The sequence below is a fragment of the Acinetobacter sp. SH20PTE14 genome (assembly GCF_021391555.1).
GTDB classification, from domain to species: Bacteria; Pseudomonadota; Gammaproteobacteria; order Pseudomonadales; family Moraxellaceae; genus Acinetobacter; species Acinetobacter amyesii.
In genome coordinates this window covers 3,252,798-3,267,801 of sequence record NZ_CP090067.1, presented here as the reverse complement: position 1 = coordinate 3,267,801, position 15,004 = coordinate 3,252,798, and the positions used below count along the sequence as shown (strand labels likewise).

Here is a 15,004-nt window from a genome sequence, read left to right as displayed (position 1 = left end):
AGCAGACCATGTTAGAAGTCAAAGACGTCAATCAGTTTTATGGCGGCAGTCATATTTTAAGAGATGTGACATTTGCCACTCCTGTGGGCGCATGTTCGGTGGTGCTCGGGCGAAATGGTGTGGGTAAAACCACCTTATTAAAATGTTTAATGGGTATGTTACCGATCAAGTCTGGGCAGATCTTACTGGATGGCAAAGATATTTCTAAACTGAGTCCAGAGCAACGTGTACGCGAAGGATTGGCTTATGTACCGCAAGGACGGGATATTTTCTCGACCTTGACCGTTGAAGAAAACATTTTGATTGGCATGGCGAAATTTAAAAGCGCTAAGACCCGAAAAGTGCCAGAACATCTCTATGAGATTTTCCCCGTATTGGATGAAATGAAACATCGACGAGGTGGAGATTTATCAGGTGGTCAGCAACAACAATTGGCGATTGCCCGTGCGCTTGCTTCCGAACCACGGGTATTGATTTTAGATGAGCCGACCGAAGGCATTCAGCCCTCGATTATTAAAGATATTGGTCGTGTGATTCGTCAGTTAGCCGATGGCGGAGAAATGGCGATTGTCTTGGTTGAACAGTTTTATGATTTTGCAGAAGAACTGGCAGATGAATATACCGTGATGGCGCGGGGGCAAGTGATTGCACAAGGTGTCGGTAGTGAAATGCCCGAAAAAGGCATTCGGGAACTGGTGGCGATTTAGGTTGTTTAATACCCTCTTTTGCTCCATATTTTGGGGCAAGAGAGGGGGGAGGTATTTTACTCACGGCTGTAATGCTTAAAGGGAGGAAATTTTTATGTGGATTAAAGTTCAATGTTTTCAGGCCAAAGAAAATAGCCACCATATTGATTGGGCTTGAATTCTCCTCCAATGAATTTACCTGAATCTGTAAGCGTATGCTTACCTTCTGCTTTTTCTTCAAGTAACCCTTTACTCACCAATAGTTCTAATAATTCAGGGGTTTTTAATTTGTGCTTTGCGGCGAGTTTTGAACTGGTTAATTTAGATTGTAAAAGTGATTCTTCTTCAATTTTTTCAATATTAGGTTTTTCTGCTTTCACCTCATCTAAAGTAATGCGTACTTCATCGCTGATGCGAATAATACGTTGGGCTTCTTCATAGGCATCTTTAAAGACTTCATCATCTTCGTATTTACGAACTAAAATCCCCATTTCATTGTTATTTACTTGGCTAAATTCATAAAGATTTAAACTTGAAATAATGCATTCACCTTCATTTAAATAGCACTTTGCATGCAAATTTTTACAAAAGCTCACGCGGACATAATCCAGTTTTTGCATCCATTTTATTTCATCTGGATGTAAGTCACTCTTACCGTAGACAATACGAATATCAATTTTCATACGGTCTTTATCTTCAAGAAGCTCCTTAATACGGTCATTTAAACGTAAATAGGGGCTGATTAAAATCAAACGTTCTTTGGCATTTTTGATTAACTCTTCAAGAAAGAAGTTAGTGCCACTGGTATTTAAGAATTTTGCCATTTATCCCCCTGATTATTTTTGATAATTTTAAATTTTAGCGCATAAAATTCATACTTTGAAATAATTCGCTTTTAAACTTTAGACATGCATTTGTTTTTTGAAAGCAAGTGGTCTAATTGAATTGGCGGTAAGCATAGTAATAGTGAGTTACTTATGATTTCAGTAAGAATAGATTGGGCTATGCATGAATTGAATAAGTCAGCTGATATACAAAAAATTGTATAATTATTGCTCAATAAAAGTTAATCTTAACTAAATACATAACAAGAAGATAAAAATATGGACGCGATATTATATTTGATCCCACCGAATGATTTGGAAACACTGATTTTAGAAGCAGAAACCCCTCAAGATGTCTTGGATTCACCCTTTGTACAACACTCCTTTTTTTTAGGGGAGGCATGGCAAGAGTTGAATCCATTATTAAGCGTGAACAGGGATTCAGCTGCGGCACTGAATTATGCCATTCAGGCAGAACATCCATTGTCAGAGCGACGACCGGGACTGAGCCTTGCAGTGCATTACAATACTGTAGTTCGCGTTGCAGAAATCCATCAGGCATTACAACAGTTAAGCGTGGATGAAATCAAAAAACGTTATTTGGTCACGATTGCTGAAAACGCACCTGAGCAAGAGCTCAAATTGGCCGAATTAAAACTGCTTTTTTTACAGTTACAAGACCTTTATCGTGATGCGGTGCGTCATAACTTATCGGTGCTGAGTGTAATTCAAGATGGTATTCGTTTGGATAAATTACCATAAACACAACTCAACACGGGTTATAACTGAAGTTGCATCAGGACCAGATCACGCCATTCACCAAACTTTTGTCCCACTTCAGGCACATAACCTGTTTGCTTAAAGCCTAATTTTTTGTGCAGGGCAATCGAGGCGCTATTGCCGTGATCAATGCCTGCAATCATGACATGCATATTTTGGCTTTTGGCATGCTGAATTAGGTGCTCTAATAATTGCTGACCGAGACCCAGTCGAGCATAGTTTGGGTCAATATAGACAGAATGCTCAACAGTATGTCGATAGCCAGCAAAATGACGGAAAGAACCATAGTCAGCATAACCGGCGATTTGCTGTTGATCCTGATCTTCAATCACCACAAATGGAAAATTTTGCTTTTGGAATTCCAGCAATTTCTGTTGAAAAGAGTCGAGGCTGTAGGCTTGATCATTCCATGTCGCAAAGCCGTTGAGAACTTCATGATTATAGATTGCGAGAATGGCCGCTAAGTCTTGTGGAATTGCAGGTCGAATGAGAAAAGACATGCGCAAATTTCTGATAAAAATAAAGTCAATTTAAAAACTTAGGCATAAAAAAAGCAAGGTGATGAACCTTGCTTTTTCTTCATAGCGTTCTGAGTCGAACTTAGAAGTGGTATTTCACCAACGCGCTGACATCGTTTTGGTCTACGCCTTTAATACCAAATTTGTTGTTCCAAACTGAATGTTCGATACCAACATATAATTTAGTTTTTGGTGAAATGTGTTTACCCACATTCCATTTGTACTGAGATGTCCAGTTTAATTCACTTGCATGGTCTGCTTCAGCAGTAGACCAGTCTAGGAAGGCATCTGCTAAAAACTCTTCTGAACCTAATTTGAACGGCACGGCATAAGTGATTGTCATTTGATAATCATCTTTAGTTTTGTCGTTTGCCGCTTTATAGAAGTTCACATTCGCATATTGTGTATATGGAATATCGAGAGAGAAACCTACACCGTACAAGAAGTTGTTAAATTCAGAGTTGTGGTGATCGTAACCGGCATTATGTTCCCAAGTCGTTGCAATAAGAACGTCTTTGATTGGACCCATAGAAAGGTCTTTACCAGAAACTTCACCTAAGCTTAAACGTGGCGCTAATTCTGCATAAGTTGATTGATCATCGTTACCATCCAATTGTTGGTCAACGAAGAAGAATACATCTGAATATTTCAGTTTAGCTGCATATTCGGCTGTGATCGTTGTACGGTCTTCAGTACCAACTTCATAGTTTTCACCATATAAGCCAGTTAAGCTGAAATCTTGCCATACGATAGGTGAAGCTTGAGTGAAAGCAGCAGCAGATGCTAATGCACATGATGCAACGATTTGTGTAAGTTTCATTAAAAAATATCTCCCCCCGAGAAGCACTGAAAGCATACAGATTATTAAGCAAAAATAAAGCCAAATTTTACTCAACGGGAAATTGTTTTGTAATTTGAAGGGGAAATATGCCGTGAATGATCAATGACGGTAAAAGCGAGATTTTGAGTTGGAGTGGAATTGTACAAATAGAAGGTGGGCGTTGAGGAAATGCACAAAAATATGACCCAAATCAATTAAAACAATGCAAATCTACAATAAAGTCTTACTTTTTATATGGATATTAAAAAAATATCAAAATAGCACTTGCAAAATTCTAACTTAAGACCGATATTCGAAGTATAAGGACACGGATCTGCAGACTCTAAAGTGTTCATCATTCAATGTGGAGGATGACGTTCCATACAAAGTTGAAGATGGTCATTGCTGTAACATTTACAGCAAATGTAACGTGCCAAGATAATAAGTTTTGCACAAATATTTATAGATATTACAGATAGATATGAGGATGATATTATGAACATAGAAATCCGTACAGATAAAAACATTATAAACAGTGATCGATTAATTACATACGTTCGTGCAGAACTTAATGAAGAATTTCAGCGCCATAGTGAACGCATTACTCACTTTTCGGTGCATTTAAGTGATGAAAATGGGGACAAGGGTGGTAGCGACGACATTAAATGTATGATTGAAGCGCGTCCTGCTGGTTTGAAGCCTGTCGTGGTCAACCATCGTGGTCATAATGTAGATACAGCTATTCACGGTGCAATTGATCGACTTAAACGTAGTCTTGAACATGTGTTCGAAAAGAAAGAGAACCCACGCAGTACACAACCTGCTTTTGCTGAAGCAGATGACAGCGTAGACGACGAATAAGTCTCAAAATTTAAAAAAGCCCTGCGGGGCTTTTTTTGTGTGTTTTGTATTTTGTTTTACATGAAATTCAAACAAACGCAGCTTTATTCGGCATAATAGATCAAAATAAATTGAAGTGAGCTTTCCAGATGTTAACAGCGCAACAACAGCTTTTTGTGCAAGCGTTAGAAGAACAAGATCTTGCACAGGTGCAACGCCTGTTGGCAGATGGTCTAAATCCAAATTTTATCGATTTTGAAAAAGGACCTGCGGTTTCTGTATGGTCTGATGGTTTGTTTAAATGGTGGGAAATGGTTTGCGAAGCATATGAAGCAGGTCAACCCTTAACAGCTGAACAGAAAACACAACATTTAGACGTACATATGCAAATCTTGGAAGCGCTGATTCAAGCCAAAGCCAATGTGCATTTATGGGATGCTGAAGAAATTTATGGTCCATTATGGGACGCCGCGAGTGCAGCATGTGTCCCTGCGGTACAGCGCTTATTGGATGAAAAAGTGAATCCAAATATGATTGATAGCGATGGTTTAACCATTTTATCGTCGATTAGTGAATTATTTTTTGACTGTGATTTTGACGCGGTAAATTGGTCAGAAGCATTGGAAGAAGAAAAACAAACCTTGGAGCTTTTGCGTAGCCATGGCGCAAAAATGACCAAAGAATTAGCATAATTGTGAGTAAAAACATGACTGTATTTAAAGTTTTAAGCATTGCAACATTATCCAGTTTGAGCCTGTCTGCATTTGCGGCGGATTTTTCATTTGACCGTCCGGGCGCGGGTATGGGCACAGGCATTACCCCTGTAGGTCGTTTGGCATGGGAACAAAGTTTGCCAGCAGCGAGCTATAGTGAAAGTCGTGATGAAAATGGTGAAAAAGTAAAAAATACCACTTTAAATGCAGACATGTTATTCCGTACTGGTTTGGCAAAAGATTTGGAATTGCAATTGGGTTGGCAAGGTCCTGCATGGTCTAAAACCAAAGTTGCGGGTCGCTCAGTTGAAGAAGATGGTTTGGGTGATGTCAGCATTGGCCTGAAAAAAGCCATTGATTTGAATGATGAGAAATTGTCGATGGCCATTCTTGCAGAAGCCATTATTGCAACAGGCAATGAAGGCTTTAGTGCTGAAGATGACATTTATAGTCTGACTTCCGCTGTGGCTTATGATTATAGCGATACAATTGCGACTTCAATGACCATGCGTTATGAAGTTCAAGATGGTGATTGGGCTGTGAGTGCTATTCCTGGATTGGAATATCAAATAGCGGGTAATTTATCGGGTTTTTCTGAGCTGGTTTATCGCAAAGCAGAGAGTACCGATCAGGAAGTGTCTTTGGCTTCAGGCCTGACATATGCCGTTTCGGATCGTATGCAGTTGGATGCGAGCGTTGGTCTAGAACTCACTGGCGGTCATAAAAATTATCAGTCAGGTTTAGGCGTATCTTACCTATTCTAAAAGAACCCTAAATTTTAAAACGTATAAATACAGACTGAGGATGAATTCAGCTGAATGAAACAATGGACTTATGTTGCGGCAGCGGCTGTGCTGTCGTTCAGTATGGGCGTCTCTGCTCAGGATGCATTACTTTCAGCTGAAGATGCTTTTCCTTTCTCGGTCGTCTCTGAGCGTGCAGATCAGGCGGAGCTGAGTTGGGATATTCCAGCGCATTATTATCTGTATCAGCACAAAATAGAGGTGAAGCAGGGCAATCAAGTTTTAGCTTTGGATTTGCCTGCTGCTGAGGATTTGAAAGATGATAACTATGGTCATACGCAGGTGTATTACCAACAGTTGAGTTTTAAAATTCCGACTCAAAAACTGCAGACCTATAAAGTCAGTTGGCAAGGCTGTGCCAAGGATCGAGTGTGTTATCCACCACAGAGTATCAGCTTTAAAACGGATGCTTCTGGTTTAGTCACACAGCAAAATCTAGCCACTCCAAGCAAACGTTTACTCGACTTTGCAGCAGAAAATACTGCCGAACAGCCTATGGCGAATCGTTTAGATCAGCAGCGGGCAGAGAATGCTGCATTGGCTTCTGAACGCTATACCGCAAGTGACCAAATGTGGTCTGAAAAATTAGCACAAAGCTCTATATTTTATGGACTTTTACTGTTTTTTGGACTGGGTTTTTTGCTGGCTTTTACCCCATGTTCATTGCCAATGCTGCCGATTTTAACCTCACTGATTGTCCGCGACAGCCGAGGTTTAAAAGCATGGATGATTGCACTGACTTTTGTCACCAGTATGGCGATGGTGTATGCCATTCTCGGCTTGGTGGCATCGTCTGCAGGTTTGAATTTCCAGCGTTGGTTGCAACAACCCTCGACTTTAATTGCCTTTAGCGTGCTCTTTGTAGTTTTTGCCCTGAATTTATTTGGTTTATTTGAACTGAAATTGCCACGCAGTTGGGTCAATCGCTTAGACCAAGCGCAGTCGATGCAAAAGGGCGGTAGTCTCGTTGGCGCTGGAGTCATGGGGATGATTTCAGCATTGCTAGTCGGTCCTTGTATGACAGCACCGTTGGCAGGCGCATTATTATTCATTTCCCAAACCCAAAGTCAGTGGCAAGGTGCGTTATTGTTATTCACCCTCGGCTTTGGCATGGGGACCCCACTATTGTTGGCCAGTGTCCTTGGCTCACGGGTATTGCCTAAAGCGGGATTGTGGATGAATCAAATCAAGGTGCTTTTTGCTTTCATCATGTTGGCATTGGCTTTGTATTTTATTCGACCATTGATCAGTGAAGCTTGGTTACAGTGGTTATCGCTTGCTCTGGGGCTGGTGTTTAGCGCTTATGTGCTTTGGCGCATTTTATGGCGCAGTACTCAGCTCAAATGGTTGTATATCTTGGTGTTCTGTGCAGCTGTACCTTATATTGTGTACAGTCAATATCAACACAGCCAACGTTTTTTAGTCGAAGAAAATCAAAAACAAAGTGCTTGGCATGTGGCACATACAGCGGAAGAGTTTCAACGTTTATTAAGTGAAATTCCCCAAGGTCAATCCGCAATTATTGATGTCTATGCCGATTGGTGTGTGGCCTGCCAGCCGATTGAACATAAAGTTTTAAAATCGGCAGCAGTGCAACAGGCTTTGGCACCGTATTACTTAATTAAGTTGGATTTGAGTCAGTATGATGCAACCCATCAAGTTCTGCTCAATCAATGGGATATTTTAGGGCCACCGACCTATTTATTTTTAGATACAGCGCATCAAGAGATACGTGGACTACGCTTGACGGGCGCTTTTAGCGAGAAAGAATTGCTAGCGCAATTGGAAAAATTTAAATCGCGTGGAGAATAAAAATGATGCAATTATATATTGCCAATAAAAACTATTCGACGTGGTCTATGCGACCGTGGTTGGTGTTACACGCGTTTAATTTACCCTTTCAAGAGATCTTGATTCCTTTTTCTGAAGAAGCAGATGGCGGAGCATTCAAGCAGCAAATGTTAGCCCTACATGCCAATGGTAAAGTGCCCCTACTGCAACATGACGGTGTGATGATTTGGGACTCATTGGCAATTTGTGAATATTTGGCAGAGCAGTTTCAAGATCTTCCACTGTGGCCTAAAGATCCCGCGCAACGCGCATGGGCACGTAGTATTTGCGCGGAAATGCACAGTAGTTTTATGCAATTGCGTAGCTTATGTAGTATGAATCTGCAGGCGGATTATGGTCGTCATGGTCAGAGATTATGGTCTGAACATGCCGAATTGCGTGCTGAAGTGACTCGAATCGAGCAGATTTGGTCGAGTCGTCCTGCGGTGGATGGCTTTCTATGCGGTGAATTTAGTATTGCCGATGCATTTTTTGCACCCGTGGTGACACGTTTACAGACCTTCCAGCTACCTGTGAGTGACAACACACAGCGTTATATGCAAAAGATTTTGCAGCATCCTTCTGTGGTGGCATGGATCACGGCTGCTCAACTGGAACAGCCAGTCCGTCGTATGGAACAGTATCCACGTTAAAAGCTTAATGCCGCATCTGAGCTATATAAAAGTTTTAAACCAAATGGCTAAAGCTTTGTTGTTCGGTGTAGGCCATGACCATGTTACGACCACCAGCTTTAGCTGCATATAGCGCCTGATCAGCATGGGTCAGCAATTGTTGCGGTACCAATTCAGGCGTAGAAATTGCAATGCCAAAACTAGCTGTCACATGAATTGACTGACCGTCATGCCCCCAAATTTCAAGCTGTTCAATGGCTTTTCGACAGCGCTCTGCAATGAAAATCGCTTGTTCTAAGTTAGAATTTTTTAACACCAAAATAAACTCTTCCCCGCCAAAACGCCCAACTACATCACTACCGCGTAAATGTTGGTTTAATACTTGGCTGACGAGAATCAAGGTTTCATCGCCTTTATCGTGTCCATATTCATCATTGATACGTTTAAAATGGTCTAAGTCCAATAAGACCAGTGCATATGTATCTGTTTTAGCACTATCGAGCTGTTCCAAACACTGATTGATACTGCGTCGATTAAATAAATTGGTCAGTGGGTCGACTTGACTGAGTTTTTGAATCAAATGCTCACGGTGACGCCATTGGCTCAGTAAGATTTCAAATAAAGCCAGACAGGTTAATAAAATAGGAACAATGAAAAAGATCATTGAGAAGAGCCAAAAACTATTTTGATAGCCATAGGCATGAGGTTGAAAAATCGGGGCATAGGGAATAATGCCGCGAATACTTAAATACATGCAAATAGATAAAAAAATCGTGGCTGGAATCAGCATGCTATAGACGATTTTTCGTGTAAATAGCACCAATCCAACGGTCACTAGGCTCACGTAGGAGATCATGGTGGCTGGGCTCATGACACCAATTAAATAACCATCACGACATAAAGAAATGACGAATAAACCGACTGAAAGATAAGGTAAAACAAGCTGAATTTTTGGGTTTTCTTTTCCAGCATAGCAAGGCCAAATCAATAGCACCATTAAGCTAAAAAAGACGATATTAGTCCATAATTGAGAATGGATTAGATCAAGGTTAACCCACTGCCAAAGTTCTGGCGTGACATAAACATAAAATTTCCAAATGATCCAAAGCAGATGAATGGCTGAGCCAAGCATCAGCATGAGCATACACTTTTTCAGGATGCTCCAATTCATGACCACTTCATCTTCCAGTAAATACTGGGCGATTCTATTGCGAAGGATCATGTCACGTATGCTTGATTTCACCGTCATCCTGTGTCATTGCCCTGTTCGAGTTATCAGTTTTTTTCTTAAAGTTTATATAGATATCATTTTATAGGCTTACATTAGCATGAAAATTTACACTTGATAACGGTCAAGAACCGCTCAGTAATTTTAAATTTTTTACGAGTTTAAAAAGATTGTTCTAAAAATAAAACATAGTGTCATAAGGATCAGGATTATTCTATTTATGAAAAGTGATTACACTAGGCTCAAGTTAATAACAACAGCTTTAGGTTTTAGTCATGAAAATTTTGCATATTGATTCAAGCATCATGGGCGACGCTTCAGTTTCGCGTCAACTCAGCGCTGAAATTGTACAACAGCTACAGCAAAAACATGGGGATGCGGCACAGGTTCAACATCTCGATTTATCTGTACAGCAGATTCCACATCTCAGCAGTGAAATTTTGATGGGTCAAAATGCAGAACAATCGGCTTTAGGCGAGCAACTGTTACAACAGTATTTAGATGCCGATGTGGTTGTGGTTGGTGCTGCTATGTATAACTTCGGTTTGCCATCAACTTTGAAAGCATGGATTGACCGTATCAGTGTTGCAGGTCGTACCTTTAAATATACAGAACAAGGTCCAGTGGGTTTGGCAGGTGACAAAAAAGTCTATATTGCCAGCAGTCGTGGTGGTGTGTATGGCGATAACAGCCCTGTAGATTATCAAGAAGGTTTATTAAAAGCCGTGTTTAATTTTACAGGTGTCAGCGATATTGATGTGATTCGTGCCGAAGGAGTTAATATGGGACCTGATATGAAAGCACAGGCAATGGCGACAGCTCAGGCTCAAATTCAAGCCATTTAATGGATTGACATTTCCCTCTTAGGTCAGCATCTGCTGACCTTTTTTTGTGGTGACTTTGATCGGTTCTTAGGGAATTAGTTTTCAGGGATTAGTCCTGATCTAGTCGGTGTGCAAAATCGGCTAAATCACTCAGCGCACGCTGTCCTTCTTCAAACCATGGGCTAAACATTTGGAAGTTATGCCACATGCCAGTGTACAACTTGAATTCGACATCTAGGCCGGCTTCTTCTGCTTTGACTTTAAAACGCTGCGCATCATCCAATAAAATTTCTTTAGAACCCACTTGAATATGAATCGGAGGTAGTCCTTTGAGCTCTGCAAAAAAAGGCGAGACCAATGGATCAGCTCGATCGACCGAGCGTGGTACATAATAATCAATGCCTGTTTCGAGAGCTTCTATGCTTAACAGCGCATCGTGCTTACGGTTATAACGCAAAGACTCACTACTCAGCGTCAAGTCTAAAAACGGTGACATTAACACCAAACCACTGACTTGTGGAAGTTGGTCCTGTTGAATTTTAAGGGCTAAGGCGAGCGCCAAGTTTGCACCACAAGAGTCGCCTGACAAAATAATATCTTTGGCTTGAACCCCTTGATCTAATAACACCGCATACACATCAAAAAGGGCATCGAGTGCTTCAGGAAACTGCGCTTCTGGGGATAAAGGATAATCCAAATGTAACACTTGCATTTGCGTGCGTGCGGCAACTTGGGTCAGAAACGCCCGATGCGTGTTCATCGAACCCAAGAAAAATGCGCCCCCATGAATATGAAAAATGAGTTGGGTCGATGCCTGTTGCGGCTTGATTTCTTCGGCTTTTAAGCCAGCTAAGCGAATAGGACGAATTTGTACATCGGGGTTTTGGGGAAATGCACGACACATTTGTTCCAAAGCAAACCTTAAAGTATTGGGCGGTAAATTGAATTGGCTCGGCCCACGAATTGTGGTTTTTAAAATGCTTTCTGTAATCAGTTGTTTCGTCAGTGGCGATATCTTCATTGTCTTTCCATGTTTTTCTATTTTTGGAATCGTGTGAGCATATTTACCAACACAAATTACAAGGTTACACTAAACGGTCACATACAAAAATTGATAAATTGTTGTGACTTTTGGATACTAATGTCGTCTATATCAGACCAGGGAAATAAACAAAAATGAAAAAAATTGCACTAGCATTAGGATTGATGAGTTTAGCCGCATTTGCAAATGCTGCAGATCCGCTAAATGGTACAACTTGGAAAACCATTGATGATAAAACCAAGCAGCCAAAAGCGATTGTAAAATTCACTGAACAAAAAAATGGTACGCTTTCTGCGAGCATTCAGTCAGTTTTGACACCAGGTGAAGAGAACGCTTGTAAAAAATGTGAAGGCCCATATCACAATAAATCATTAAAAGGCTTACGTATTGTGACAGGTCTTAAAAATGTAGGTGGTACAAGCTATGAAGATGGTTCAATTTTGGATCCTCAATCAGGTAAAACTTACAAGTTAAAAGGTCAATTGGCTGATGGTGGCAAAAAACTAGAGCTTCGCGGCTTTATTGGCGTTGCTGCTTTAGGTCGTAATCAAACATGGATTCGTGCCAACTAATTTGACATGATTCAAACAAAAAAAGCCTGACAATGTCAGGCTTTTTTATAGCCTATTTTCAGCCACAATTGAACTAGAGCCGTGCATGAGTGTGATAAAAAAATTTATTTCAATGCACGGTAAGCGCTTTCATCAAAGCCAACCAATAAATCGCTACCTGTATCGAGTACAGGACGTTTAATCATGCTGCTATGCGCTGTTAAACACTGAATCAAATTTTCTTCACTGGCTAACGCTGTCTGTTGCTCTTCTTCACTGAGTTTTTTCCATGTGGTGCCTTTTTTGTTGAGAATCACATCAGCGCCTTTGGCATTAAGCCATTTTTTTACGGTTTTAGCATCAATCGCTTGTTTTTTATAGTCATGAAATTCGTAGCTTAGGCCTAATTCGTTGAGCAAGTCGAAAGCTTTTTTCATGGTATTACAGTTTTTGATGCCATAAATTTTAAGCATGAACAGGTGTCCTCAATTATTCAAACAATAAGATAAAAATACACTTCAGCATTATCCTACAGGCTAATTCATTAATGCTCAAAGCTTGATCGTGATGTGGATTGAGAAATAAATATTTTGCTGTAAAAGTCGCATGTAATAAATATTGGGTATTGTCATCAAAACGACATTTTGGTCTTTTAGAATAGCCTACAGAACAAAATGATGCTCAGAAAAGAAAGCGCTGCGATAACTAGAAAATTCAGCTTAAGGTTGCATAGTCAAAAGTAGAAAGAAAGCGAGAATAAGAATTTGCTGTGCAGATCGAATTTTTAGCTGTTTTATTTGGGGGATGTTTGAGTCTATAGATGTGGGGACTAGATAAGAGAAAACCCGCATTTAATCATCCTGATCATGCGGGTCTCAATCCAACGTCCATTGTCACATCCTTGAAAACAAGCTAAATCATTTAGTTTGTTTTTATACTTCCTTCGGCGTCCAATCCTTTTATGTCATCCTGACATGTCCCTTTGCCGTGCGACCATAATGCTATGTTCAAGTTATGAGATAAATCCACAAATTCGTCATGTAATGTGAGAAATAAGCTCTAATTGAGTAAACAATCGTTCACTCAATTAATTGTTGGCAGCTTAAATTTTATAATCAATAATCACAGGGGCGTGGTCGCTAAACCATTCATCTTTAAATATCCAAGCATTGACTGTACGTTCTTTCCAGTCTGGTGAACATGCATGGTAGTCGATACGCCAACCCACATTTTTGGCACGCGCTTGTCCTCGGTTGGACCACCAAGAGTAAAGCTCGGCTTCTTTACGTACCTCACGGAAGGTGTCGACATAGCCAAGCTCATCATAAATATGATCGAGCCATGCACGTTCATGTGGTAAGCAGCCTGAAGCCTTTTGGTTCCCAGACCAATTTTTAATATCAATACGTTTATGCACGATGTTGTAGTCACCGCAAACAATCACTGACTTATTTTCAGCACGCCATTGCTTCAAAATTTGTTGATATTCGCCTAAAAATAGGTCTTTGCGCGCCTGAGCTTCTTCGCCCGATGAACCAGAAGGCAGGTAGAGCGAGCAAATATGTGCAGTTTGTCCAAGTCCTAAATCGAACTCAGCAGAAATAAAGCGGCCTTGAGTGTCTGCCAATTCAAAACCTAAACCATCTGTCACTGAAACAAAAGGTAGGCGGCTATAAATCGCAGTACCGGCATAGCCTGGGCGTTCTGCCGGGAAAAGGTGTGTAAACCAACCTTCGGGTTTAAATTTATCGGTCCATTGTTCATGGGTAATGCGGCTTTCTTGCATGCAGATGACATCGGCATCTGAAGTTGCCATCCAGTCAAAAATACCTTTTTTTTCAGCGGAACGCAGACCATTCACATTAATTGAAACGACACGTAAAATTTTTTGATCACTTGGATAGCTACTCTTTGGTATCATGCTCAGGTTTAACCTCAAACTTAAAAAAATGGAGCACCTCATGACAGCGCAAGCGGCATTTAATCCACAAGCTTTTATCGAACTCGCATTATCACGTGGTGTGCTTAAATTTGGTGAGTTTACTTTAAAATCGGGTCGTGTGAGTCCTTATTTTTTTAATGCAGGTCTACTAAACGATGGCGAGGCCTTATCATTATTGGCTTCTGGCTATGCAGCTAAATTAACAGAATGCGATAATGTGGAAGTGGTCTTTGGTCCAGCTTATAAAGGTATTCCATTTGTAGCAGCAACGGCTGTCGCACTGTCACAGAACCATGGTGTGAGCGTACCTTGGGGCTTTAACCGTAAAGAAGCGAAAGACCATGGCGAAGGCGGTGTATTGGTTGGTGCGTCTGTTGAAGGTAAAAAAGTCTGGATTATTGATGATGTGATCACTGCGGGTACAGCGATTCGTGAAGTAGTGACTATTCTGAAAAATGCCGGTGCACAAATTGCGGGCGTATTGGTGGCGCTAGACCGTCAAGAAAAAGGTCAGGGCGATTTGTCTGCGATTCAAGAAGTACAAAAAGAGTTAGAAATTCCTGTACATGCTTTAATCACTATGAAAGATTTAATGACTTTCTTAGATGCAAAAGGCGAAACTGAAGCTTTAGCGAAAATGGAAGCGTACCGTGTGAAGTATGGGATCTAAGATTTTTTAGATTTTAAGGTTATAAAAAAGGAAGCGGAAGCTTCCTTTTTTTGTGTAGTTTTGAGATTAGGATTGTTGAATTTAGCTAATCAAAAATGTGGAAAAATTGATTGGTTGGTATTCATGAAACGTGAAAAATCATTAAAAAAGCCAACCCGAGATGATTGGGTTTTTCTCTATCATATAACACTATGATTTTTAAGGAATAAAAAAGCATTTCGTATAGCGCGTATTATGTTAATTTTAGGAAAGCTTAATAAATCCGTGTTTAAAAATTAAACTAGAAAGATTTTGTATTACT

17 protein-coding genes are annotated in these 15,004 nt (G+C 40.5%); 10 read left to right on the top strand and 7 right to left on the bottom strand.

Translation table 11 applies throughout. The features are described 5' to 3' along the window. Positions 1-8 precede the first annotated feature (8 nt). Positions 9-707: an urea ABC transporter ATP-binding subunit UrtE gene (urtE, locus tag LXF01_RS15925; protein ID WP_233944706.1), complete on the top strand. Its 699-nt coding sequence runs from the start codon at positions 9-11 to the stop codon at positions 705-707. A 101-nt stretch (positions 708-808) separates the two neighbouring features. On the opposite strand, the gene LXF01_RS15920 is transcribed toward urtE, so the two are convergent. Further along, the gene (locus tag LXF01_RS15920; protein WP_180041422.1) at positions 809-1,510 is read right to left on the bottom strand and encodes a phospholipase D family protein; all 702 of its coding nucleotides are present in this window, start codon (positions 1,508-1,510) and stop codon (positions 809-811) included. Between the two features lie 279 nt (positions 1,511-1,789). On the opposite strand from LXF01_RS15920, the gene LXF01_RS15915 reads away from it, so the two are divergent. Next, entirely contained in the window at positions 1,790-2,272 is a 483-nt protein-coding gene (locus LXF01_RS15915; protein WP_180084449.1) for a DUF1877 family protein, read from the top strand. A 17-nt stretch (positions 2,273-2,289) separates the two neighbouring features. Here LXF01_RS15915 and LXF01_RS15910 read toward each other — a convergent pair whose 3' ends face one another. Both LXF01_RS15910 and LXF01_RS15905 read right to left on the bottom strand, forming a co-directional pair. Continuing rightward, positions 2,290-2,790: a GNAT family N-acetyltransferase gene (locus LXF01_RS15910; protein WP_233944705.1), complete on the bottom strand. Its 501-nt coding sequence runs from the start codon at positions 2,788-2,790 to the stop codon at positions 2,290-2,292. A 100-nt stretch (positions 2,791-2,890) separates the two neighbouring features. Next, positions 2,891-3,628 (bottom strand): outer membrane protein OmpK, encoded by a 738-nt coding sequence (locus LXF01_RS15905; protein ID WP_078190594.1) that lies wholly within the window; start codon positions 3,626-3,628, stop codon positions 2,891-2,893. Positions 3,629-4,123: 495 nt separating this feature from the next. Between LXF01_RS15905 and LXF01_RS15900 the strand changes: the two genes are divergently transcribed. The 5 genes from LXF01_RS15900 (at position 4,124) to LXF01_RS15880 (ending at position 8,467) form a co-directional block, all read left to right on the top strand. Beyond that, on the top strand, positions 4,124-4,489 hold the full coding sequence (locus LXF01_RS15900) for an HPF/RaiA family ribosome-associated protein (RefSeq protein WP_078190593.1): 366 nt from the start codon (positions 4,124-4,126) through the stop codon (positions 4,487-4,489). 128 nt (positions 4,490-4,617) lie between these two features. Beyond that, positions 4,618-5,160 (top strand): ankyrin repeat domain-containing protein, encoded by a 543-nt coding sequence (locus LXF01_RS15895; protein ID WP_078190592.1) that lies wholly within the window; start codon positions 4,618-4,620, stop codon positions 5,158-5,160. Positions 5,161-5,174: 14 nt separating this feature from the next. Next, complete coding sequence (locus LXF01_RS15890) at positions 5,175-5,945, top strand: transporter (RefSeq protein WP_233944704.1); 771 nt, start codon at positions 5,175-5,177, stop codon at positions 5,943-5,945. Between the two features lie 54 nt (positions 5,946-5,999). Then, entirely contained in the window at positions 6,000-7,796 is a 1,797-nt protein-coding gene (dsbD, locus tag LXF01_RS15885; protein ID WP_233944703.1) for a protein-disulfide reductase DsbD, read from the top strand. Between the two features lie 2 nt (positions 7,797-7,798). Continuing rightward, on the top strand, positions 7,799-8,467 hold the full coding sequence (locus tag LXF01_RS15880; RefSeq protein ID WP_233944702.1) for a glutathione S-transferase family protein: 669 nt from the start codon (positions 7,799-7,801) through the stop codon (positions 8,465-8,467). A 34-nt stretch (positions 8,468-8,501) separates the two neighbouring features. On the opposite strand, the gene LXF01_RS15875 is transcribed toward LXF01_RS15880, so the two are convergent. Next, positions 8,502-9,668, bottom strand: a complete 1,167-nt coding sequence (locus LXF01_RS15875) for a GGDEF domain-containing protein (protein ID WP_249748642.1) — start codon at positions 9,666-9,668, stop codon at positions 8,502-8,504. 281 nt (positions 9,669-9,949) lie between these two features. Between LXF01_RS15875 and LXF01_RS15870 the strand changes: the two genes are divergently transcribed. Continuing rightward, positions 9,950-10,519 (top strand): FMN-dependent NADH-azoreductase, encoded by a 570-nt coding sequence (locus LXF01_RS15870; RefSeq protein ID WP_233944701.1) that lies wholly within the window; start codon positions 9,950-9,952, stop codon positions 10,517-10,519. 88 nt (positions 10,520-10,607) lie between these two features. On the opposite strand, the gene LXF01_RS15865 is transcribed toward LXF01_RS15870, so the two are convergent. Further along, positions 10,608-11,519: an alpha/beta hydrolase gene (locus LXF01_RS15865; protein WP_078193228.1), complete on the bottom strand. Its 912-nt coding sequence runs from the start codon at positions 11,517-11,519 to the stop codon at positions 10,608-10,610. Between the two features lie 155 nt (positions 11,520-11,674). Here LXF01_RS15865 and LXF01_RS15860 point away from each other — a divergent pair, with 155 nt between their 5' ends. Then, complete coding sequence (locus tag LXF01_RS15860) at positions 11,675-12,112, top strand: DUF2147 domain-containing protein (RefSeq protein WP_078193227.1); 438 nt, start codon at positions 11,675-11,677, stop codon at positions 12,110-12,112. Positions 12,113-12,216: 104 nt separating this feature from the next. Here the strand turns inward: LXF01_RS15860 and LXF01_RS15855 are convergent, their stop codons facing one another. Further along, positions 12,217-12,564 (bottom strand): Spx/MgsR family RNA polymerase-binding regulatory protein, encoded by a 348-nt coding sequence (locus tag LXF01_RS15855; RefSeq protein WP_078193226.1) that lies wholly within the window; start codon positions 12,562-12,564, stop codon positions 12,217-12,219. A gap of 629 nt (positions 12,565-13,193) precedes the next feature. Continuing rightward, the gene (locus tag LXF01_RS15850) at positions 13,194-14,012 is read right to left on the bottom strand and encodes an exodeoxyribonuclease III (protein WP_078193225.1); all 819 of its coding nucleotides are present in this window, start codon (positions 14,010-14,012) and stop codon (positions 13,194-13,196) included. A 40-nt stretch (positions 14,013-14,052) separates the two neighbouring features. On the opposite strand from LXF01_RS15850, the gene pyrE reads away from it, so the two are divergent. Then, positions 14,053-14,703, top strand: coding sequence for an orotate phosphoribosyltransferase (gene pyrE, locus LXF01_RS15845; RefSeq protein WP_078193224.1), 651 nt, complete (start codon positions 14,053-14,055; stop codon positions 14,701-14,703). Positions 14,704-15,004 lie beyond the last annotated feature (301 nt).